At 67.1% G+C, this 21,035-nt stretch carries 22 protein-coding genes; 9 read left to right on the top strand and 13 right to left on the bottom strand.

The window, feature by feature from the left end:
- Positions 1-316, bottom strand: a 316-nt coding sequence (locus Q322_RS24085) for a hypothetical protein (RefSeq protein ID WP_211248862.1), incomplete at its 3' end; no start/stop codon positions are given.
- Between the two features lie 244 nt (positions 317-560).
- On the opposite strand from Q322_RS24085, the gene Q322_RS0102830 reads away from it, so the two are divergent.
- The 3 genes from Q322_RS0102830 (at position 561) to Q322_RS0102820 (ending at position 4,227) form a co-directional block, all read left to right on the top strand.
- Complete coding sequence (locus Q322_RS0102830; RefSeq protein ID WP_034417380.1) at positions 561-1,859, top strand: aspartate aminotransferase type Ic; 1,299 nt, start codon at positions 561-563, stop codon at positions 1,857-1,859.
- A gap of 54 nt (positions 1,860-1,913) precedes the next feature.
- Positions 1,914-2,417 carry a MarR family winged helix-turn-helix transcriptional regulator gene (locus Q322_RS0102825; protein ID WP_029475730.1) on the top strand — a complete coding sequence of 168 codons (504 nt, stop codon included), beginning with the start codon at positions 1,914-1,916 and terminating at the stop codon, positions 2,415-2,417.
- Between the two features lie 136 nt (positions 2,418-2,553).
- Positions 2,554-4,227 (top strand): VOC family protein, encoded by a 1,674-nt coding sequence (locus tag Q322_RS0102820; RefSeq protein ID WP_029475729.1) that lies wholly within the window; start codon positions 2,554-2,556, stop codon positions 4,225-4,227.
- A gap of 6 nt (positions 4,228-4,233) precedes the next feature.
- Here Q322_RS0102820 and Q322_RS0102815 read toward each other — a convergent pair whose 3' ends face one another.
- Positions 4,234-4,929, bottom strand: coding sequence for a DUF2259 domain-containing protein (locus Q322_RS0102815; RefSeq protein WP_029475727.1), 696 nt, complete (start codon positions 4,927-4,929; stop codon positions 4,234-4,236).
- Between the two features lie 165 nt (positions 4,930-5,094).
- Between Q322_RS0102815 and Q322_RS0102810 the strand changes: the two genes are divergently transcribed.
- Positions 5,095-7,026: a heavy metal translocating P-type ATPase gene (locus Q322_RS0102810; protein WP_034417379.1), complete on the top strand. Its 1,932-nt coding sequence runs from the start codon at positions 5,095-5,097 to the stop codon at positions 7,024-7,026.
- A gap of 100 nt (positions 7,027-7,126) precedes the next feature.
- On the opposite strand, the gene Q322_RS0102805 is transcribed toward Q322_RS0102810, so the two are convergent.
- Positions 7,127-7,402, bottom strand: coding sequence for a hypothetical protein (locus tag Q322_RS0102805; protein WP_034417377.1), 276 nt, complete (start codon positions 7,400-7,402; stop codon positions 7,127-7,129).
- Positions 7,403-7,527: 125 nt separating this feature from the next.
- On the bottom strand, positions 7,528-7,818 hold the full coding sequence (locus tag Q322_RS0102800) for a hypothetical protein (RefSeq protein WP_029475721.1): 291 nt from the start codon (positions 7,816-7,818) through the stop codon (positions 7,528-7,530).
- Between the two features lie 191 nt (positions 7,819-8,009).
- Here Q322_RS0102800 and Q322_RS0102795 point away from each other — a divergent pair, with 191 nt between their 5' ends.
- Together Q322_RS0102795 and Q322_RS0102790 are read left to right on the top strand one after the other, a co-directional pair.
- The gene (locus tag Q322_RS0102795; RefSeq protein ID WP_029475720.1) at positions 8,010-8,219 is read left to right on the top strand and encodes a hypothetical protein; all 210 of its coding nucleotides are present in this window, start codon (positions 8,010-8,012) and stop codon (positions 8,217-8,219) included.
- A gap of 40 nt (positions 8,220-8,259) precedes the next feature.
- Positions 8,260-8,589, top strand: coding sequence for a hypothetical protein (locus Q322_RS0102790; RefSeq protein ID WP_029475719.1), 330 nt, complete (start codon positions 8,260-8,262; stop codon positions 8,587-8,589).
- A gap of 209 nt (positions 8,590-8,798) precedes the next feature.
- Here Q322_RS0102790 and Q322_RS0102785 read toward each other — a convergent pair whose 3' ends face one another.
- The 4 genes from Q322_RS0102785 to Q322_RS0102770 all read right to left on the bottom strand — a co-directional run bounded on the left by Q322_RS0102785 (position 8,799) and on the right by Q322_RS0102770 (position 12,344).
- A complete protein-coding gene (locus tag Q322_RS0102785) occupies positions 8,799-9,854 on the bottom strand; it encodes a type III polyketide synthase (RefSeq protein ID WP_029475718.1) in 1,056 nt (351 codons plus the stop codon).
- A gap of 281 nt (positions 9,855-10,135) precedes the next feature.
- The gene (locus tag Q322_RS0102780) at positions 10,136-11,041 is read right to left on the bottom strand and encodes an aldo/keto reductase (protein WP_029475716.1); all 906 of its coding nucleotides are present in this window, start codon (positions 11,039-11,041) and stop codon (positions 10,136-10,138) included.
- A gap of 52 nt (positions 11,042-11,093) precedes the next feature.
- Positions 11,094-11,894, bottom strand: a complete 801-nt coding sequence (locus Q322_RS0102775; RefSeq protein WP_415831292.1) for a nitroreductase family protein — start codon at positions 11,892-11,894, stop codon at positions 11,094-11,096.
- A 132-nt stretch (positions 11,895-12,026) separates the two neighbouring features.
- Complete coding sequence (locus Q322_RS0102770) at positions 12,027-12,344, bottom strand: hypothetical protein (RefSeq protein WP_029475712.1); 318 nt, start codon at positions 12,342-12,344, stop codon at positions 12,027-12,029.
- 57 nt (positions 12,345-12,401) lie between these two features.
- Between Q322_RS0102770 and Q322_RS0102765 the strand changes: the two genes are divergently transcribed.
- Positions 12,402-12,884 (top strand): hypothetical protein, encoded by a 483-nt coding sequence (locus Q322_RS0102765; protein ID WP_029475710.1) that lies wholly within the window; start codon positions 12,402-12,404, stop codon positions 12,882-12,884.
- Positions 12,885-12,957: 73 nt separating this feature from the next.
- Here the strand turns inward: Q322_RS0102765 and Q322_RS0102760 are convergent, their stop codons facing one another.
- The 4 genes from Q322_RS0102760 to Q322_RS0102745 all read right to left on the bottom strand — a co-directional run bounded on the left by Q322_RS0102760 (position 12,958) and on the right by Q322_RS0102745 (position 18,448).
- Positions 12,958-14,085, bottom strand: coding sequence for an AI-2E family transporter (locus Q322_RS0102760; protein WP_029475708.1), 1,128 nt, complete (start codon positions 14,083-14,085; stop codon positions 12,958-12,960).
- A gap of 305 nt (positions 14,086-14,390) precedes the next feature.
- The gene (locus Q322_RS0102755) at positions 14,391-15,536 is read right to left on the bottom strand and encodes a RodZ domain-containing protein (protein WP_051668051.1); all 1,146 of its coding nucleotides are present in this window, start codon (positions 15,534-15,536) and stop codon (positions 14,391-14,393) included.
- Between the two features lie 18 nt (positions 15,537-15,554).
- A complete protein-coding gene (locus Q322_RS0102750; RefSeq protein WP_029475704.1) occupies positions 15,555-16,469 on the bottom strand; it encodes an ABC transporter permease in 915 nt (304 codons plus the stop codon).
- A complete protein-coding gene (locus Q322_RS0102745) occupies positions 16,469-18,448 on the bottom strand; it encodes an ABC transporter permease (RefSeq protein WP_029475702.1) in 1,980 nt (659 codons plus the stop codon). Before Q322_RS0102745 ends, Q322_RS0102750 begins: the two co-directional genes overlap by 1 nt.
- A gap of 113 nt (positions 18,449-18,561) precedes the next feature.
- On the opposite strand from Q322_RS0102745, the gene ndk reads away from it, so the two are divergent.
- Together ndk and Q322_RS0102735 are read left to right on the top strand one after the other, a co-directional pair.
- Complete coding sequence (gene ndk, locus Q322_RS0102740) at positions 18,562-18,978, top strand: nucleoside-diphosphate kinase (RefSeq protein ID WP_029475700.1); 417 nt, start codon at positions 18,562-18,564, stop codon at positions 18,976-18,978.
- Between the two features lie 442 nt (positions 18,979-19,420).
- Positions 19,421-20,488, top strand: coding sequence for a GGDEF domain-containing protein (locus Q322_RS0102735; RefSeq protein ID WP_245593112.1), 1,068 nt, complete (start codon positions 19,421-19,423; stop codon positions 20,486-20,488).
- Here the strand turns inward: Q322_RS0102735 and Q322_RS0102730 are convergent, their stop codons facing one another.
- On the bottom strand, positions 20,489-20,878 hold the full coding sequence (locus Q322_RS0102730) for a VOC family protein (RefSeq protein ID WP_029475695.1): 390 nt from the start codon (positions 20,876-20,878) through the stop codon (positions 20,489-20,491).
- Between the last annotated feature and the right edge of the window lie 157 nt (positions 20,879-21,035).

Raw genomic sequence — 21,035 nt, 5'->3', positions numbered from 1 at the left:
TGGCCTGACGGGCCAGGGCTGGCCCCAACCAGGCCAGCACACCCCACAGGTCACGCAGATGTCGGTTATAGCCGCTTTGAGTCGACAATGAAGCGAAGGCACCGGGAAAACGTTCAACCACAAACCGGAGAAAGGCACGTTCGCTGAGATGGGGAACAAATTGGGCCAGAACGCCCAACGTCAGCACTTCGCTGTCGCTGAGTGTCCAACGTGGCCCTGGACGGATGGGCCGTGCCTGTGGCACGGCCTGAAGGGCATCGTCAATACGGCAGTACAGTGTGGTCAGGACGGTTTCAGCATCAAGAATTGGGGTCACCAACTGTTCTTGCACTTGCGAAGACCGTCCGTTGTTCCATCATTCTCATTGCGCATCAAGCGTTTAGAAGGGGAGGTGGCCCGTAGGGCCGGAGGGGTCAAGCGGGACTGGCAGATCAAAAGCCCAACCCTTGCGCTCAGCCCAACGAAATATGCGAGATCAGGAAGCACCACAACCTCCCCACTGTCCGGCCCCACCAAACAACCTCATCCCCCCGGCACCGCCCAGCGGGTAACGTACAGGCATGACCCGTGACGGTTCTGCCCCCGCCTCCGCCGACTCCCTGAGCGCCGCCCAGACCGCTTACGACGCCGTTCGTGCCAGAGGGCTGAAGCTGAACATGCAGCGCGGCCAGCCGTCCGACGCGGATTTTGACCTGTCCAACGGGCTGCTGTCCACGCTGGGCGAGCTGGACCTGAGCATGGACGGCATCGACCTGCGCAACTATCCGGGGGGCGTCGCCGGGCTGCCCAGCGCGCGGCGGCTGTTTGCGGATTATCTGGATGTCAAGGCCGAGAACATGATCGTGTGGAACAACGCCTCGCTGGAGTTGCAGGCCTTCGTGCTGACCTTCGCGCTGCTGCACGGCATGCGGAACAGCGCCGGGCCGTGGGTGAAGGGCGAGAGCAAATCCAAATTCATCGTGACCACGCCGGGCTATGACCGTCACTTTCTGCTGCTCCAGACGCTGGGCTTCGAGCTGGTGGCGGTGGACATGCAGCGCGATGGGCCGGATGTGGACGCCATCGAGCGGCTGGCGGCAGACGACGCCAGTATCAGGGGCGTTCTCTTCGTGCCCACGTACAGCAATCCCGGCGGCGAGACGGTCAGCGCCGAGAAGGCCCGGCGGCTGGCCACCCTGAAGGCCGCCGCCCCCGACTTCACCATCCTGGCCGACGACGCCTACCGCGCGCACCATCTGGGCACGCCGCCCGAGACGGTCAACTTCGTGACGCTGTGCCGGGACGCGGGGCATCCTGACCGGGCCTTTGTGTTCGCCAGCACCAGCAAGATCACGCTGGCGGGGGCGGGGCTGGGTTTCGTGGCCAGCAGCGAAGACAATGTCAAGTGGATGTCGGGCTACCTGAACGCCCAGAGCATCGGCCCCAACAAGACCGAGCAGGCGCGGCACGTCAAATTTCTGAGGGGCTATCCCGGCGGCATCGAGGGCCTGATGGCAGACCACGCCGCGCTGATCGCCCCCAAATTCCGCGCGGTGGACGAGACCCTGCGGGCCGAACTGGGCGAGGGCGATGAATTTGCCACCTGGGCCAACCCACAGGGCGGATACTTCATCAGCCTGGACACTGCGGCCCCCGTGGCCGCCCGTGTGGTGGAGCTGGCCGACGCGGCGGGCGTGAGCCTGACCCCCGCCGGGGCCACCTACCCGGACGGCCTGGACCCCGGCAACCGCAACATCCGCCTCGCGCCGACGCGCCCGCCGGTGGGCGAGGTCTACACCGCCATGAGCGCCGTCGCCGCGTGCATCCGCCTGGCCACCGAGGAGTACCGCGCCGGGGAGAGAGGGCGGGGCCGCTCCTGAAGCCATTCCACACCTGCTTGATTTCCGTGGTGCACTGGGCCGAGGATACCCGGTATGCCTAACCGCTTTGCAGGCAACGACGCCGAGCGTGCCGCGCTGGACGCCTATATCAAGCTGTGGCGGGGCGCGCATGCGGTGGAGGTCACGGCCAACCGGCATCTGGCGGACCACGGCCTGACCCTCAGCCAGTTCGCGGTGCTGGAGGCGCTGTACCACCTGGGGCCGCTCAGCCAGCGCCAACTGGCCGACAAGATCCTGCGCTCCAGCGGCAACCTGACCATGGTGATCGACAATCTGGAGCGCGGCGATCTGGTGAGCCGGGAGCGCAACCCCGCAGACCGCCGCGCCTTCCAGATTTCTCTGACCGCTGGGGGGCGCGGCCTGATCGAGCGGATCTTGCCGGGCCACGTTCGCGGCATTCAGGTGTTGTTCGGCGTGCTGGACCCACAAGAACTGCGGCAGCTCAGCGCCCTGACCCGCAAACTGGGCCTGGAAGCCAGGCGGCAGGATGCAGCGCGGACTTCCGGCGGCAGGGCGGACCTGACACAGCACAAATAGAGTCTGGGCACGTTACTGATCGCCGGGGAGACGTCCTCCAGAGCGGGCCAACCGGTTTGCTCGTTCAGCCGCCCCGAATCGGCTCAACCTTCAGCTCCTCCTTTCAAATCGTTCAATGTTAAGCTATTATCGTGCCATGACTGTTCCCTCTCCCGTCCAGATTTCCCCGGTGCAGGGCCTGCACCATGTCACGGTGATGGCCAGCGATCCGCAGCGCAACATCGATTTCTATACTCAAGTGCTGGGGCAGCGCATGGTCAAGGTGACGGTCAATTTCGACGATCCCGGCACCTATCACCTGTACTACGGGGACCGCACGGGGCAGCCGGGGACGATCATGACCCACTTTCCCTGGCCCGGCGCGGCGCGCGGCGTGCGCGGCAACGGCGAGGTGGTGGCGACGGCCTACAGCGCCCCAATCGCCTCTTACGACTTCTGGCTGGGCCGCCTGACTGGGCCGGGATTGACTGGGGCGGGATTGCAAGTGAGCAGGGGCCAGCGCTTTGGCCAGGAGGTGTTGAGCGTGGCTGATCCAGACGGGACGTGGGTGGAACTGGTGTTCGAGGACGGCGCGCCCGTGCAGGACTGGCCCGCCTCGCCCGTGCCGCTCGAACACGCCCTGCGCGGCTTTCACTCGGTCACCGGCTGGGTGGGCGACACCGGGGCCGTGCGTGACCTGCTGGTGGGCCAACTGGGCTTTAGCGAGGTAGGGACAGAGGAGGGCGCGGGGGGGCCGCGCACCCGTTTCCGGGGCGGCGGTGATGACGGCAGCGGCGCGGGCGTGGGCCTGTTCGTGGATGTGGTGGAACGCCCTGGGCAGCCGCGCGGCTCATTCGGGGCAGGCAGCGTGCATCACGCCGCGCTGCGGACCCGCGACGACGCCCAGCAGACCGCGTATCTGGAGCAACTGACGGCGGCGAGCTACCGGCCCACGCCCGTGCAGGACCGCCAGTATTTCCACAGCATCTATTTCCGCGAGGGCAATGGCATCCTGTTCGAGATCGCCACCGACGCCCCCGGCTTCCCCGACGACGAGCCGGTAGACGGGCTGGGCAAGCACCTGCGGCTGCCCGCGTGGTACGAGGCCCGCCGCCCGGCCATCGAGGCGCACCTGCCGCGCATCGTCAGTCCCGAATACGGCGTGACCCTGGGAACGCGGGAACTGGGGGCCACGCCACGAGACGAATTGCCCGGCCCAGGCATACAGGTGCTGACCGCCGGGCGTCCGCTGGGCGAGGCGCGGGTGGCGGCCATCCTGCTGCACGGGCGGGGGGCCACGGCGCAGGACATCCTGTCGCTGGAGGGAGGACTGAACCTGAGTGCCTTTACCTACCTGGCCCCACAGGCCGCCGGGAACAGTTGGTATCCGCATTCGTTCCTGGCCCCAGTCGCAGAAAATCAGCCGCATCTGGACGCCGCGCTGGCGACGGTGGAGGACCTGCTGACCGAGCTGGAAGCGCAGGGCATCCCGGCGCAGAAGGTGGTGCTGGGCGGCTTCAGCCAGGGCGCGTGTCTGGCGCTGGAATACGCCAGCCGCAGCGCAGTGAAGCTAGGCGGCGTGGTGGCCCTGAGCGGCGCACTGATCACCCTGGACAGGGACGCCGATCTGGACGGGCTGCCCATCTTCATGGGCGTGGCCCCGGACGACGCCCATATTCCGCTGGACCGCTTTGAGGCCAGCGCGGATCTGCTGCGTTCACGCGGCGCGGCGCTGGATGCCCGCGTCTTTCCGGGCCTGGGTCACGCCGTCAACGCCGAGGAGCTGGACGCCATGCGGGCGCTGATGCAGGGAGTTGCGGCGCAGGTGTAGGAGTGCTCAGTGCAGCGTCGCCGCAATAAACATCGGCGTGGCGTCCGGTCCCTCGAAACCCGGCCCGTAGGCGCGCAACGTGACCAGCACGCGGTTACCGCGCACGTCCAGGCGCTCCAGCGAGTAGCGGGCGGCACAGGCGCGGTCTGACGGCAGACTGATGTCGTGGTGGATCACCTGGGTGTTCACGGTCAGCCTGAACCCTGCCGGGACATCACCCGCCTGGAGCAGATCGCCGTACCGGCAGGCCGAGGGCAGGGCGAACACCTCCAGCCTGATCGGCACGGGAATGGACCACAGGGGCACGCGGGTAACGTCCGCCTGTCCCGCACCCAGGCCGCCACTCCACTGCGGAACCGGCTGCGGGTCAACGCGCATGTATGTTGCGGCGGAGACGGCTCCCGGCGTCAATCCGTAGGCCGACAGTCTGGCCGGGATGGGCGGGGTGGTCAGCAGATTCCAGCGCAGGGTGTTGGGCGCACTGTCCGCCGTTTGCTGGCGGCTGTAGAGCAGCGCCCCCGTCGCCGTACTGAACACCTTCAGGCTGACCGTCCCGAGGCCAGAGCCATCCTGCACCCCCGAACTCAGGACCAGCACCCGCGAGGCGTCGGCGGAGAAGCGCACATGGTTGACCGCCGGGCGCGTGTTCGCCAGTGCAAAAGCCCCCAGCGCGGCCAGCGACAGCGTCAGCAGATGTCTCATGCCCGAGCGTACACCCTGGTCAGACGCACGCCACCGACGACCGGAAAACAGCGCCCCCATCCTGACTTCTCCGCCCAGGATGGGGCGTTGAGTTTGCGGCGATGGCGGGGTAGAATCCTCTTATTGAGAACCATTCTTGTTAAGGATTCGCGCCCAGGAGGTTCCGTGACCACCCCAACTCCCAGTACAGCCACTCCAGCCGCTTTCGCTGCACCCAGCCGCCAACCCCGCTTTCACCTCTCGCCCGAGTTACGCCTCGCCGTCCTGTTGACGGGCCTGACCCTGCTGGGCCTGCTGGTGGGCGCGGCGGGGCAATACCTGATCGACAACCCGTTCGTGATGTGGGGCGGCTACCTCGTCGCCTATCTGGCCGGGGGCATTCCCGCCGGGCGCGAGGCGCTGCACAGTCTGTTCGTGGAAAAGAAGCTGGACGTGGACCTGCTGATGGTGGTGGCCGCCCTGGGTGCGGCGAGCATCGGACAGGCGGCGGACGGCGCGGTCCTGCTGTTCCTGTTCAGCCTGAGCAACACCCTCCAGGATTGGGCGATGGGCCGCACCAAGAACGCCATCAGCACGTTGATGGACCTCAGTCCGCAGGGGGCCACCGTGCGCCGCGACGGGCGCGAACGCTGGTGCGAGCTGGGCGAGATTCGGATTGGCGACGTGCTGATCGTCAAGCCCGGCGAGCGGATTGCCGCCGACGCCCGCGTGACAGTTGGGCACACGGCGGTGGACGAGTCGCCGATCACCGGGGAAAGCCTGCCCATCGACAAGGCAATGGGCGCGGAACTGGCCTCCGGCACGATCAACCTGAACGGCAGCGTGGAGGCCGAGGTCCTTCGCCCGGCGGGTGACAGCACCCTGGCCCGCCTGGTGGCCCTGATGGAACAGGCGCAGACCGCCAAGAGCCGCACCGAGACGGTCACCGAGCGCTGGGAAAGCCCGTATGCCACGCTTGTGCTGGTCCTGGTGCCGCTGGTCTTCGCGCTGCTGCGCTACGGCTTTGGACTGTCGGTGGATACCTCGTGGTACCGCGCCATGACTTTTATGGTGGTGGCCAGCCCCTGCGCGGTGGTCATCAGCACCCCTGCCGTGATGCTCAGCGCAATGGCGGCGGCGGCGCGCAGCGGCGTGCTGTTCAAGAGCAGCGCGGCGCTGGACGCCCTGGCCCGCGTGCAGACGGTGGCCTTCGACAAGACCGGTACGCTGACCCAGGCCAAGATGACGCTGGCCCGCGTGGTGGCCGACGACGAGGCGGGCGCGCTGGCCCTGGCCGCCGGACTGGAGTCTCACAGCGAACACCCGATTGCGCGGGCGGTGGTGACGGCAGCGCGGGCACAGAACGTCTCCTTTGTGCCCGTTCGCAACGCGCAGGCGGTGCCGGGGCTGGGGATCGTGGCCACGCTGGACGGCGGCGAGCGGGTCTGGGCCGGAAACCTCCGCCTGATGACACGGGAAGGAGCCGGCCTGTCGCCCATCCAGGAAACTGCCCTGAGCGAGCTGCATGCGGGGGGCAGCAGCGTGATCGTGGGCGTTGACGCGCGGGTGGTGGCTGTGATGGGCGTGGCCGACACCCTGCGCCCCGGCATCGCCGACGCCATCGCGGGCCTCAGGACGGCGGGCGTGGCCCACCAAGTTATGCTGACCGGCGACAGAAGGGAAGTGGCGCAGGCCGTGGCGGGGCAGATCGGCCTGAGCGAGTACCGCGCCGAACTGCTGCCAGAAGACAAGCTGCGAATCATCGGCGAGCTGCCCGGCCCGCTGGCGATGGTGGGGGACGGCGTGAACGACGCGCCCGCCCTGGCCCGCGCCGATCTGGGTATCGCCGTGGCCAGCGGTACCGACGTGGCGATTGAAAGCGCCGACGTGGTGCTGATGAAAAACGATCTGGGCAAGCTGGCAGGGGCCGTGAAGCTGGCGAAGGACGCACGCCGCACGGTGATCATGAATCTGGCCTTCGCCTTCGGGGTCATTCTGGTCATTGCGCCGCTGGCGGTGGCCGGGCACATCCCGTTGCCGCTGGGCGTTATCGCGCACGAGGGCGGTACCGTGTTCGTGGTGTTCATGGGGCTGCGTTTGCTGGGGCACCGGCTCTAGAACTGTTCGCACACCCCCCGTCCTTCCCGCGCCAGAGAGGACCGGGGGCGTGCGACTGAACCTATTTTTCAGCCACAGACGGGACGCAGGGTTTTTCCGGTCACGGTGATCTGACCAGAGTCAAAATCAAGGCCCCCACGAAATACAGAAACGGGGAAACCGCAGCCCACAGCGCCAGCCTGCCGCGCCCCAGGATCATCAGGACCACTGCGGCCATCACACAGATGAAATAGACGGGCAGCACGGCAATCATGGTCTCCGAGAAATGCGCTCCCACCGGGTCCTGTGCACCACTGTCGCTGGCGAACGCCGACGCTGCGACGCTAAAAAAGGTTAGCACCGCCCCCAGCAGCAGCAAGGCGATCAGGCCGGGCATGGAACAGAATTTCATCGCTGTGCTTATCGCAGAGCAACGGTCCGAAGAGGGCCGCCAGATAAAAACCGTGGTCCCTCCATTGCCCTTCACCGGCCAGCCCAGTTCCAGCCAGTTCCAGAACCGTATCAGGATGGAGTGGGCCAGGCCGCCGCCACAACGAATGCGATCAACACATAAAGAAAAGGGAACGCTGCCGCAGCCAGGGCCGAACCACCCTTTCTTCTGCTGACCAGCCACACCGAGACCATCAGGCAAATCAGGTAGGCCACCGGGACGGTCAGGAGGGCCACCGCCATACGTTGGGCTTCTGGGCTGCCCTCTCCACCCGCGAATATCGCCAGAACGAAGGCGAATACAGCCAGCGGCACCCCCAGCACCAGCAAGACCACCCGGCCAAGACCCATCCAAGTTTGCATTTGCCGCAGTTTACTTCAGCGGTCACTGGAGTCCGGGCATTCGCTCAAGCCCTGAAACGCTGGGAAGCCCTGAAACACTGGGAAGCCCTGAAACGCTGTAAAGCCCCAAAACTCCGTAAAGCATGGGCGCACCACCAGGCCGCTCGCCTGCTCTAGCCTGAGATCACTCGAAATTCAGGAGGGATCTAATCATGGGAGAGGGTAAACCCGGCACCGACCAGACCAATCACCCCGCGCAGGAAGGCCACAGCCCGCAGGGCGGCGTCAAGGACACCAACGATTTGAGCGACATTAAGGGCGTCCAGAAGACCGGAATGCAGGAAAAGGCCAGGCAGGCCGAGAATCTGCCCGAGAGCGTGATTGGCACCGACACGCTTAAAAATCCCAATCAGCGCTCGTAGGTAACCGCAAACCAGATCGCACCGCCAGGGAGGCACCAAGATGGGAGAAGGCAAGCCGCAATCACAGGCTGAAACGAATGTTTCGCAGACCGCTGTGCAGACTACCGATAAGTGGGAGACGGGCACCCCCAAAACTCCCAGCGAGTCGGAGCTGAGTGGCGTGGTGGACGCGATCAGCGACAAGCACGCTGCGGACGGGTCCACCACCTCTACCGCGCAGCAGGTGGCCAGCACCCTTGATCCCCGCGCCGAGGAGCAGGGCGGCGACGCGATCAATCCTGCCAGCTTCGGCGGCCTGAAAGACGGCCTGCCCGCCAGCGGCGCTCCGGCGGACCCGGACAAGACGGTGAACGCAGAAGAGAAGTTGTAGCTCGTCAACGGGTGGACCGTGGAACAGGTCTGGCCGCCTTCACGGTCCATCTTCCAGAGCATTTGTCGAAAGAGCTGCCCACTGTTGACCGAACGGGTGGGCAACCGTGCTGATGTGTAAGAGTAGCCCCGTACGGGTGCTCTCTCACGACGACAGGCTGTTCTGCCCGAGACAGTAAGTAAATTTTGCCGACCATTTGCACAAATGCTCTAGAGTTCGATCAGCACATGCTCGGCGCTGAAGCCTGGCCCCATTGCGCTCAGGAGCGCCCTGCCCTGCGGCCCAGTTTTAAGTGCCTCCTCCAGCACGAATAACACGGTGGCGCTGCTCATGTTGCCGTACTCGCGCAACACCGCGCGGCTGCTGTCCAGCGCGTTCTCCGGGAGGTCCAGCGCCTCCTGGTAGGCGGCCAGCACCTTGACGCCGCCGGGATGGACGACGAACGTACCGACGTCTTGCCGGGTCCAGCCGTGGGCGGCCAGAGCCTCGGCCACGTTGCCGCGCATCATGCCGCGCACCAGGACCGGAATATCGCGGCTGAAGCGCACCTTGAGGCCGTCATCCACCACATCCCAGCCCATGATGTCCTCGCTGTTCTCGATCAACGTGCTGTACGCGCCGCGCAGGGCCAGCAGCGGGGGCGGGCCGGGGACATCCGGCGCGGTGACCACCAAAGCCGCGCCACCATCCGAGAACAGCGCCGTGCCCACGAAGTTGCTCTTGGATTCGTCGCCCATCACCAGGGTCAGGCTGCACAGTTCCAGCGCCACGTACAGCACCCGCTGAAAGCCCGCGCGCACCAGATCGGCGGCCCGCGCCAGCCCCGCCGCGCCGCCCGCGCAGCCCAGGCCCCACACGGGCAACCGCGCCGCGTGACGGTTGAGGCCCAGCGACTCGATCAGCCAGGCGTCCAGGCTGGGCGTGCTGAGGCCGCTGGTGTTCACCACGATTACCGCGTCGATGTCGGCGGGGCGCAGTTCGGCGCGGGCCAGCGCCTCCGCGCCCAGCCGGGTCATCAAAGCGCGGGCCTCCTCGATAAACACGGCGTTCTTCTCGCCGAGGCCACGCGGTTGCAGATACCACTCCAGCGGACGGGCCAGGGCGCGCGACTCGATCCGGGCGTTGGCGAACACCTCCAGCAGGTGGGGCCGCGCCGCCATGCGTGGAAAGAGGGTGCGGGCAGCGGCCTGAATCTCGGCTTGCGGTGTGCGCCAGGGCGGCGTGCCAGTCACCAGCGAACGCAACAGGGGAAGGGCGGAACTCATCCGGGCATTGTGACCCGAAACAGTAGGGGGAAACTGGAAATGGGAAAACCTGAGTTGTAAAGCGATCCCCTGAGTCTGCCTTCCTCAAAGTGGACCGGGAGGCGTAGAAGATCGTAAAGCGCGTTCATCTCCTTGCCTCCCTTTTTGAGGGGAAGTGGCGCGCAACGCCGGAGGGGTCAACCCGAATGGGCGGTCCCACAACCAGACTTCGGAGTCGGTGCCGCCCATTCATGGCAAGGAAGACCTGAAGGTCCGCGCTGAACCCTCTGCCCCCTCCTCCCCTACTTCTGGTTCTTCTGCCACTCGGCCCGGCCCACCTCGTCCAGCTTGGCAAAGTCCTGGTCGGTCAGGGTCAGGCTGGCGGCGGCCACATTTTCTTCCAGGTGGCGCACCTTGCCCGTACCGGGAATCGGGAGCATCACCGGGCTGCGCTTCAGGACCCAGGCCAGGGCCACCTGCGAGGGAGTCGCGTTCAGGCGCTTGGCCACGTCGTCCAGCACGCTGCCGTCTTTGGCCAGACTGCCTGCGGCCAGGGGGAACCACGGCAGGAAACCGATGTTCTCCTTCTCGCAGTAGTCCAGCACGTCCTCGGATTTGCGGTTCACCAGGTTGTAGAGGTTCTGAACCGTGGACACCGGAAACACCTCGCGGGCGGCCTCGATCTCCTCCACGCTGACCTCCGAGAGTCCGGCGTGGCGAATCACGCCCTCGTCCATCAGCTCGCGGATGGCCCCGAACTGCTCGTCACGGGGCACGCTTTCGTCGATGCGGTGCAGTTGCCACAGATCAATGCGGTCCACGCCCAGGCGGCGGCGCGAAAGGTAGGCCTGCTGCTTGAGGTACTCGGGGCGGCCCACCGGCGTCCAGACGTTGGGGCCGGTGCGGGTCAACCCGGCCTTGGTGGCGATGACCACCGTGTCGTAGGGGTGCAGCGCCTCGCGCAGCAGTTCCTCGCTGACGGCGGGACCGTAGCTGTCGGCGGTGTCGATGAGATTGACGCCCAGCTCGGGCAGGCGCTTGAGGGTCTCGATTGCGCCTGCGGGATCGGCAGGATCGCCCCAGATGCCGTCGCCGGTCACGCGCATCGCGCCGAAGCCCAGGCGGTTGACGCTCAGGTCGCCGCCGATCTTAAAGGTGCCACTGTCGGCGGCGTTGGGTTGTTCTTTCTGGGTAGCATTTGCAGTCATGGGTGGTGCCTCCGTTCGGGAGTCTGCGCCTCTGAAACGAGGCGAGGATGGATCAGAGTTGAGCGTGTCCAGAGGTTCGGAGAGGAGCATCCTCCGCTTCCGGCACGGCGCAGCTCTCACGGTACACGAATTGCTCCAAGCGTTTGCGGTGACGGCTGCTCCAGTCGATGGTGGGGCGGCTGTGCTCCTCGGGCAGGTAGCCCAGGCGGAACAGCGCCATCAGTTCCAGCTCGTCCGGCACCACCAGCAGCCGCTGGACCTCCTGCCAGTGGCGCGGAATCTCGGCGGGGGTGCTGACGAACTGGATGCCCATGCCCAGCGCCTCCACCGCGTTCCAGATGTTCTCAATGGCCGCGCCCAGCCCGAACACGCTGTAAAAGCCCGACAGCTCGCCGGGGCGGTACTCGGTCTTGTCCAGCAGCGCGGCCAGCAGCAGCGGACTTCCGGCCACCAGTTGGCGGTTGTCCTGGCCCAGCTTTCTGGGAACCCCCAGTTGCCGCATGACCTTTAACCCGGCGTCGCTGAACACCTGCCGGGTAAAGGGCCTCAGCGGCCCCGGCAGATGATCGATGTGAATGCCGTCGCGCTTTTCCTCTAACTCGGCCTGCGAGAAGCGGAAGTAGCGGCGGTAGCGCTCGAAGAATAGCCCGGCCTCGATCAGTTCGGTCATGCTCTGGCCCGCCAGCTCGGCCACCCGCGCAATCGTCGCCGGGTTCTCGATGAGGACGAATCTCCACGGCTGGGAGTTGAAGTGGCTGGGCGCGGCCTGCGCCACCCGCATCAGCGTGTGCTGGTCCTCGCGGCGGACCGCCTCGGGGCGGAAGGGACCGTTGGTGGTGCGCCGCCGCAGCATGCCTTCGATCACGCCGCCCATCACTGGGGGCGGCAGGGCGGTGGGTTGGGCCAGCGGTGGGGAGGTCATGGGGGCAGGCTAGCAGCCGCAGGGAAGACTGCTGCCCCCGCCCCTCACCGCACACGGAATCTCTCACCACGCCGCCCACGTCCCCAGCCCATACGCCAGAGCGCAGGCCAGCGCCAGCCGCCAGTGTCCGGCCCGGCCCGGACGGGTGCGCGGCATCAGCAGCAGCAGCCCCAGCGCGGGCAGCAGCGCCCACCACCTCTCCCCTACCGCAAAGGTCAGGGCCAGGCAGACCACCACGCCCATACACACGGCGAAAAACAGGATGTGGTGCGGGCGGCGCGAGGCACCCGCGCGCCAGCCCAGTTGCAGCGACAGGCCCAGCACGCTCAGAACCGTCAATAACGCGCCGGTTAGCAGCAGGGCAGGGTGGGAGAGGCTCACAGCCTTCAGGATATTCGTCTGGATGGTGGGGCCACTGTGGGGATATCGTCTGGGGCGATGAGAACAGGTCCCGTCCCCACCCTGCTGGCCGCGCTGGCGCTGAGTTCGCTGGCGGGCTGCCGCAAAGCGGCGCAAAACGGCGGCTCCGAGGATCTGGTGTCCAAGGTGCTGTTCACCGCCACCGGGGCCTACGACGCGCAGGCGAACCTGAAGCAACGTATTCCGGGGCTGCGCCGCACCGCCTGGACGACAAGACCGCCGCTGCCCGTCCAGAAAATCGTCCTCCAGTACGACAGCGACGCCCGGCCCCTGGCCTGGTTTTTAAACCTCAGCGGCGCGCAGTTCACGGCCCGGGCGCTGGCAGGCGAGGGTGCGGCGCAGGTGAACACCCCGCAGGGCCAGGGCTGGCGGCCCGCAAAGGGAACCCGGCTGGAAGACGTGCTGATTCTGCCAACGGGCCAGGACCGCATGAACATCCTGACGCGCGCCTACGTAACCCAGCACCAGCCTGCGCTACTGGGAGCGTTTGGGAGGCGTTAACACCACCTGTCATCAAAGCAAAAAGGGCCGCCCATATGTCGGACCGACCAGTTCAGGCGACGGTGCGCCCCGGCTACGGCCCCTCGGTATAGAGCCGGCTGGGATAGTAGTACTTTTGCAAGGCCAGTTTTCCCAGCGCCACCAGCGGCACGGCCAGCAGCGCGCCCGCAAAGCCCAGCAAGGAGACGCCCACCAGAATGGCCACCAGCACCGTGACCGGGTGCAGGTCGGTGGTGCGGCTCAGGATGTAGGGGCTGAGAAAGTTGCCCTCGATCTGGTTGGCCGCCACAAAGACCAGGATCACAAAAAAGATGGTCAGCAGCACGTTGGGCATGGTCAGCGCCAGCAAGATGGCGGGCGTGGCCCCGATGATCGGCCCCAGGTACGGCACGATGTTGAAGGCCCCGGCGATAAAGCCGATGGCTGCGGCGCTGGGAACGCCGATCAGGGTCAGGCCCAGCCACACGAACACGCCGATAAACAGCGCGATCAGCAGTTGCCCGCGCACGTAACCGCCCACCGCCGTGCCGATCAATCCGCTGAATTCCAAGACGCGCGGCTGCCAGGGGCGCGGAAAGATGGCCAGCAGCGTGGCGTTGACCCGGCTGTAATCGGCCATCAGGTAGATGCTGAGCAGCAAGATCAGCAGGACCTGACCCACCACGCCGCCCACCTGTAACAGACTGCTGAACAGTGTTCCCGTCGAATTCAGGGCGTTGCGGAGCAGCGGGACCAGATTGTCGCCCAGGTTCTGGAAGTAGTCCTGCGCCGCCGTGATGATCTGCTCGCGGGCGTTGGCCAGGCCGCCCACGCCCCGGTCCGTGAGCCAGGCCGCCAGACGGTCCAGAATGTCGCCCAGCGTGCCAATCTGGTCCGGCAATCTCTGCACCAACATGATCAGTTGCCCCGATACGGTGACCAGCAGCAGTCCCACCAGCGCGAACAGCCCGAAAAAGAGGAGCACCACGAAGAACACGCCCAGCCCGCGCGCGACCCGCCCGCGTTGCAGCCAGTTGAGCAGCGGATTGGCCAGGTAGGCGATCAGAAAGGCCACCAGAAAATCCACGATCACGGTATGAATCTGTCCCGCCAGTCGGTACGCCAGGTAGGCCAGCAGCACGAAAGCAGCGGCCCGCACCCAGGGATAGCGCCACAGGTACTGGAAGGCATTGGGCGGCGGGGCGTGCGGCGGCGAATCGATTGGCCCGCTGATCGGCGGCACCGGCGCGGGCGGCGCGGCGGCGGGCGGGGCCGCGTCCTGACCCACGACAGGCGAGATCAGAACCGATGGTCCGCTTGCGGGCTGGCCAGGACCGGCAGGGTCAGGGGGAGGAGTGTTGGAATTCACTGCCATTCACTGTACGTTACCCGGCGCTTGAGCAGAACCCGCAAGGCTGGTCCCGCTCCAGGAGAACTGTCCCGTCAGCACCGGCACGTTAGCACTGGCCCGTTAGCTCTGGCCCATCAGAACTGGCCCCCCAGAACTGCCCCGTCAGCGATGTGGCGCTAGAACTGCCGGGTCACCACCTCCCCGGCCTCGCCCAGCGCCTGTTCCGGGCCGCCGCCCACGCTGACCCGCACCGCTCCCGCGTTTCCGGCCCGGACGCTCACGCTCGGCGGGTACTTCAGGACACTACCCACTGGGGGCAGGCCCTCGTACAGCACCTGTCCCTCCTTATCGGTCACTCGCACCCACGACTGCGCCGCGAAGCGGACAGCCACTTCATTGGCGGCGAAGGGCGTGGGAACGGCAGAAGCGGTGGGCGTGGCGGGCACGGCAGGGGGCAACGGCAACGGCGTCAGCGTCTTGACCCCGGTGTTCAGGTCCGTCAGGACGCTGGGCTGCCGGGTTCTGGGCTGCTGGGTTCCAGGCTGCCCGCTTCCAGACAGCGGAGCGCTGGCGGGCAGGGTGGCCCGCAGGTTGCGGCTCTGGCCCAGGTTGATGGTCTGGCGTAGGGGGGTGCGGCCCGCCGCCTCCACGCGCAGCTCGGCCCGGGCGCGGGCGTCCACCGGGAACGACCGCACCGGTGCCTGCCCCAGGTTGCGGTTGTCGAGATAAACCACCGCGCCGTTCGGCAGGCTCTTGACGCTCAGGCGCACGGTGCCCTGCAAGATGGTGCCCTGCGGGATGACCGGCGGGGGAACGGCGGGCGGTGTTGCCGAAGGTGTGGACACAGGCGCGGCTGGCGTGGCCACCGCCGGGGCCAGGCGGCGCAGCAGCAGCGCGGCGACCGCCACCAGCAACACCAGCAGGACCACGATCAATGTGGTGCGCACCGGCCCCAGCGTCGGCGCGTCCTCCTGCTCCCGGACTGCGGCGGGCGCGGCCCTGGGCAGCTGCCCAGGGCCGGGGCGGGCCAGGCGGTCAAACTCGGCCAGCAGCGGGGCGGGGTCCAGCCCCAGTTCGCGGGCGTAGGTCCGCAGATACGCCCGGGCGAAGGTGGCCTCGGGCAGGCCGCCGAGCTGGCCGTCTTCCAGGGGCTGACTGTCTTCCAGCGCCTGAAGGTAGTCGCGGCGGAGGGCGGTGGTCTGGGCCAGCTCGCGCAGGGTCAGCCCACGCGCCTCGCGTGCCAGGCGCAGGGCCGTGCCGAATGCGGCGCGTTCCCGGCCCGGCGGAGCGGCGCGGTCTGGCGGCAGGGCAGACAGGTCCATCCTCAAGCCCTATGGGTCCTACCCGTCATAGGGCCGCCCCAGCGCCCTGGGCGCGCGGCTGCGCCCGGTAAAGATCAGCGCCAGAATGGTGATCAGGTACGGCAGCGCCTGCACCAGCGTCGGCGGCAGCAGGTCACCGCCGCCCAGCGCGATGGACAGCGCCTGAAGAAAGCCGAACAGCACGGTTGCGCCCAGCACTCCCAGCGGCTTCCACTGCCCGAAGATCAGCGCGGCCAGCGCGATGAAGCCGCCCCCCGCGCTGATGTTGCGGACATAGGAATCCAGGTTGCCAATGCTCAGGAACACACCCGCCGTCCCCGCCAGCACGCCGGAGAGGATCACGGCGGTGTAGCGCATGCGCCTGACGTTGATGCCCATGCTGGCCGCCGCGCCGGGCTGCTCCCCGGTGGCGCGCAGGCGCAGGCCAAACGGCGTGCGGTACAGCACGTACCAGGTAACCGCCACCGCCAGGAACGCGAAATACACCGGGGGCGAGAAACGCAGCTCGCCCACGCCCCACAGCGGCAGCGCGTTGGCCACTTTGGGACTCTCGGTGGAGCTGTCATACAGCGCGGTCAGGATAACCGGGGGCACCCCGGCTGCCAGCAGGTTGATGGCCGTGCCGCTGATCACCTGATCGGCGCGGTACTTGATGCTGACCACCGCATGAATCCAGGCGATCAGCCCGCCGATCAGCGCCCCGCCCACCCAGCCCGCCCATGGCGCGGCGGATCCCAGCGCGGGTTGCAGCAGCAGGGTGGTCACCGCCCCGCCCAGCGCGCCAAAGATGATCAGCCCATCCAGCGCGATGTTCACCACGCCGCTGCGCTCGCTGAACAGCCCGCCCAGGGCCGTGAGCAGCAGCGGCACCAGGCTGCGAATAAAGGTGGCCAAAAAGGCCGCCGTGATCAGTTGCGCCAGCAGCCCGTCCATTATTTGCCCCCTTCGCGGGTGTTCTCTTCGCTGCTCTGTCCGACGTTGGGGTTGGGCGTCCCGGCCTGCTGCGCCGCTACGCCGGGCGAGAGCCTGCCGCCCTCGTCGGTCCCGGTTCTGTCGGTGGCGGCCACCAGTTGCGGCGGCGGCGGGTCCACCAGTCGTCGGCTCAGAAAGCCCCCAGCGGCGATGAACAGCACGATCAGTGCCTTGAGCACGGTCACAATGTCCTTGTTCACGGCCTCCAATTGCTGGTCCACGTCCACGCCGCCGGTGTCCACCGTCCCGAACAGCAGGCTGGCCAGCACCACCCCGGTGGGCGTGTTCTGCCCCATCAGGGCCACGGCGATGCCGTCGAAGCCCACGTTGACGGGCATGTTGCCCTTCAGGCGGTACTCGTCCAGCGCGCCGCCGTTGACGTAATGCGTGCCTGCCAGACCGGCGAACATCCCCGCCAGCGTCATGGCCAGGATGGTCCCACGCGCCACGCTGATGCCGCCGTATTCCGCGGCGCGGGGAGACAGGCCCACCGCCCGCAGCGCGTAGCCGGTGGCCGTGCGCCACATCAGCGTGCCGAACAGCGCCACGCAGACCAGCGCGATTAAAAAAGACGCGTTGAGCTGGCTGCCGTTCACGTTCGCCGGAAGTCCGATGCGCCACGTCAGCGCGCCCGCCACGACGGCGATCACGACGGCGATCAGCCCACCGTTCTTGACGGCTCTGAGCAGAAACCGCGCGATCAGCAGGGCGATCAGCGCCACCACGATCCCGATGCTCAGGACGTAGCCGCCGCCCACCGGGCCGACGTTGAACAGGTCCAGCAGGGTGGGGAGTTGGGCGGTGGGTTGCAGTTCCTGGCTCTTGGCCTCGAAGCCGGGGGCCTTGAAGGGCAGGGGGTACTCCTTGCCCAGAAACGCGAAGGTCTCACTGCCGATCATGAAGATGAACACCGCCGAGGCCACGTAATTGAGCATGATAGTGTTGATGACCTCGCTGGAGCCGAAGCGGGCTTTCAGCAGGCCCGGAATCGCGCCCCACAGCGCCCCCCCCGCCGCCGCCGCCAGCACCGACAGCGGCAGCAGCGCCCAGCCCAGGCTGGGGGGGCCGTACACGCCCATCAACATCGCGCCGATGGCCCCCATGGTCAGTTGCCCCGGCGCGCCGATGTTGAACAGCCCGGTGCGGAAGGCGAAGGCCACACTCAGGCCGGTAAAGATCAGCGGAGTGGCCAGCTTGAGACTGGACAGCAGCGGCGACAGGCGGGTGACCGGCGCAAACAGCGTGGAGTACACGAAATACACCACGTCGCTCTTGGCCAGCCAGCCCTGCCACAAAGTTAATGCTTGGTCCGTGGGATTCACGCTGGGCTGCACCATCAGCACCACCACCGCGCCCACCAGCACCGCCAGCGTGATGGCCGAGACCGGCACCAGCAGCCCGCGCAGACGGTTGAACCGGTCCATCACCCAGGGCCGCGCGCTCAGACCCGCTCCTGCCGCGATCAGCCCGGCCAGCAGGGGCAGAAACAACCCCAGGTTCATGCCGCCGCCGTCGTAGAAGTTGCGCAGTTGCCGCCGCGTTCCAGCGCGCAGGCTGGTGTCGGCGGCCACCCGCTCGATCTGGGCGGCCAGCCCATTGTCCAGCACCAGCACGGCGGTCACCGCCAGCACGGTGGCCAGCAGGCCAGTGATCCAGAACCAGCCCGCGCGCCGCACGGCCCCGATCAGGGTCACGGCGATCATGGCCAGCGTGGCCCAGCCCAGCGCCAGCGCGTTGCCGGGATCGGCCTGCGGGGCCTGCTGGTTGTTGGCGAGGTTCAGCACCGAGCCGCTCAGGTGCAGCAGCACGGCGTCGGCGCTGAAGCCCCGGCCCAGCGCGGCCAGCGGAAACAGCAGCATGCCAGCGGCGGCCACCGCGCACGCAATCAGCGCGACGCGCGACGCATCCCCGGATGGACGAGATTGGGTGTTGTGGGTCACGCGGGTATTGTACGGGCCAAAAACAGCTACGGGGTTCACGCCCCATGCCTGCCCGCGCCCGTAGAAACCGGAGCGCGGCGGACCCCCGCCTTTTTGCTATGCTCGCTGGCGCTATGGAACGGACTTTTGCAATGATCAAACCCGACGGCGTGCGCCGTGGCCTGACCCCCGAACTCCTCGCCCGCATCGCCCGCAAGGGCTACCGCGTGGTGGGCCTCAAGCAGATGGTGATCTCGCGCCAGACCGCCGAGACGCACTACAGCGAACACAGGGAGCGCCCCTTCTTCGGCGAACTGGTGGACTTCATCACCGGCGGCCCCGTGGTGGCCATGGCGCTGGAAGGCAACGAGGCCGTCGCGGGCTGGCGGGCCATGATGGGGGCCACCAACCCGGCCAACGCCGCCCCCGGCACCATCCGCGCCGACTTTGCCACCACCACCGGCGAGAACGTGACCCACGGCAGCGACAGCGCCGAGAGCGCTGAGCGCGAACTGGGCCTGTTCTTCGCGGCGGGCGAACTGCTGGACTGAGGTCAGGCCATCAGGAGAGCCGCCGGAACCACAGGCTTTCGGCGGCTCGATCTTTGTTTGATCCGGCTTGGCTCGATCCGGCTTGGCTCGATTCAGTCACGTCACTTTCGGCTCGGACCGCGCCAGGCAGCGCCAGAGGCGTTTCAGCCGAAGCAGCCAGACACTTTCTGCGTGTCGGACGCTCCAGCCAACTTCAGATCAACCCACCGGGCTGGGGGCCGTTCTGCCCTGGCCCGCGTGGTTGAACTGATTCAGGGCCGGGCCACAGCAGTCGCCTGCGACCGTGCCGATGGCCGCCCATCTGCTCACCCTGCCCGCCGCGCGCTGGGTATGGTCCGGCGTTCCTGACGGGCCGGGGCGACCACGCGGGCCACAGTGCCGCATAGGGGACAGGAAGCTGAGGCCAGAGCCACGCGCCGGCCCTGCAACCTTCTTGTTATGCTTGACCACACAAACTGCCCCCAGGGTCATGGTCAGCCGCGAAAGCACACTTCAACACCGTCTGCTCAGGAGTCAGCAGTACGCGCTGTACGCTGCCAGCCTGACCTACGTCGTGTACCTGCTGCTGGGGGCGCTGGTCGATCCGCCCGTCTCCCTTGCACAGGCTGTCCAGACGCCGAGGTTCGGGCTCACGCTGCTGACTGGCCTCGCCTGTCTGGCCGTGTGGCGGTGGCCGCAGGAGATCCGCACGGTATATCTGGTGGCCTACGGCGGCTGCCTGCTGGCCCTGGCCCTGGAAATCCCGCGCCTGCTGGACACCGATCTGAGCGTGCTGCAACTGTTCTTGTGGCAGAGCGTCAACGTGCTGGTCTCCTTTCTGCTGCTTGGATCGCGCTGGGGGCTGGGGGTCAACGTGCTGAGCCTGCTGACCATCCTGGTTTCGCTGACGCTGCGCGGACCGCTCACGGGGGCGCAACTGGCCGATTGGCTGACGGTCTGCATGATCCTGGCGATTACCGCCTACGTCTCGTATCTGGTCATGACCTTTATCGAGGGCAACCTGCTGACCCACGAGCAGGACCAGGGCAGGCTCCGGGCGGCCCGGCAGGACGCCCTGACTGCGGTCTACGGGCGCGGCGCAATCGAGGAGGAACTGGAACGGGCGATGGACGATTCCCGGAAAAATAACACCCCCATGAGCGTGATCGTGACCGATATTGACCACTTCAAGAGCGTCAACGATCAGCACGGCCACGCCACTGGCGACGACGTGCTGCGGGCAGTCGCCAAACGGCTCAGGCGCACGGTGGGCGGCGGCGGCCTGGTGGGCCGCTGGGGCGGCGAGGAATTTATCGTGCTGCTGCCGGAGCTGGCCAGACCCGAGGCCCTGATCATCGCCGAACGGCTGCGCCGGGAAATCAGCGATCAGCCGCTGGCGGACCTGAACATCACCGCCAGTTTCGGAGTGGCGTCCTACCAGGGCACTAACGACACCCCCAACCAACTGTTCGGGCGCGCCGATCAGGCAATGTACCAGGCCAAGAACGGGGGCCGCAACGCGGTGCGCTGATCAGCCCGTTCCAGGATCCAGCACGACGGTTTCCAGCAGTTCTACCTGCCGCCCGTCCGGGTCCAGCACAAAGGCCATGTCGCGCCCGCCGGGGCTGGGGGCCAGGTCCCGGCTGACCACCATCCCCGCCGCCCGCAACTGCGGCAGCAGGGCGCGCAGGCCCGTCACGTGCAGCGCGATATGTTCGGCCCAGTGGGGGTGCGGGCGCGGCGACTCGCCCGCAATCTGGAAAAACTGGAGGCGGCCCCCCCCACTTTCACCCAGGCGCACCACGCCGCGCCGGTGGCCTTCCGGGGTGGTCAGGTTCTTCTCGGTCACGCCGCCCAGCCGCCCGTAGAAGGCCAGTGCGGCGTCCAGATCGGCAGTGACGAACGACACATGCTTGAGCATGCGCGCAGCCTAGAGCAATCGAGACCAGAGAGGCGGACCGTTCAACCTGCCTCTCCACCCGAAAAGCGGGCCAGAACGTGCCAGACCAAAAAAATCCGCCCTCTCGGACGGTGATGGGCTAAATATAGCGTGGGATGCAGCGGGTGTCAAATCCTTG

Source organism: Deinococcus frigens DSM 12807, assembly GCF_000701425.1.
Classification (GTDB): Bacteria; Deinococcota; Deinococci; order Deinococcales; family Deinococcaceae; genus Deinococcus; species Deinococcus frigens.
Note: the sequence above shows the minus strand (reverse complement) of the source record. Positions and strands in the feature narration are given on the sequence as shown.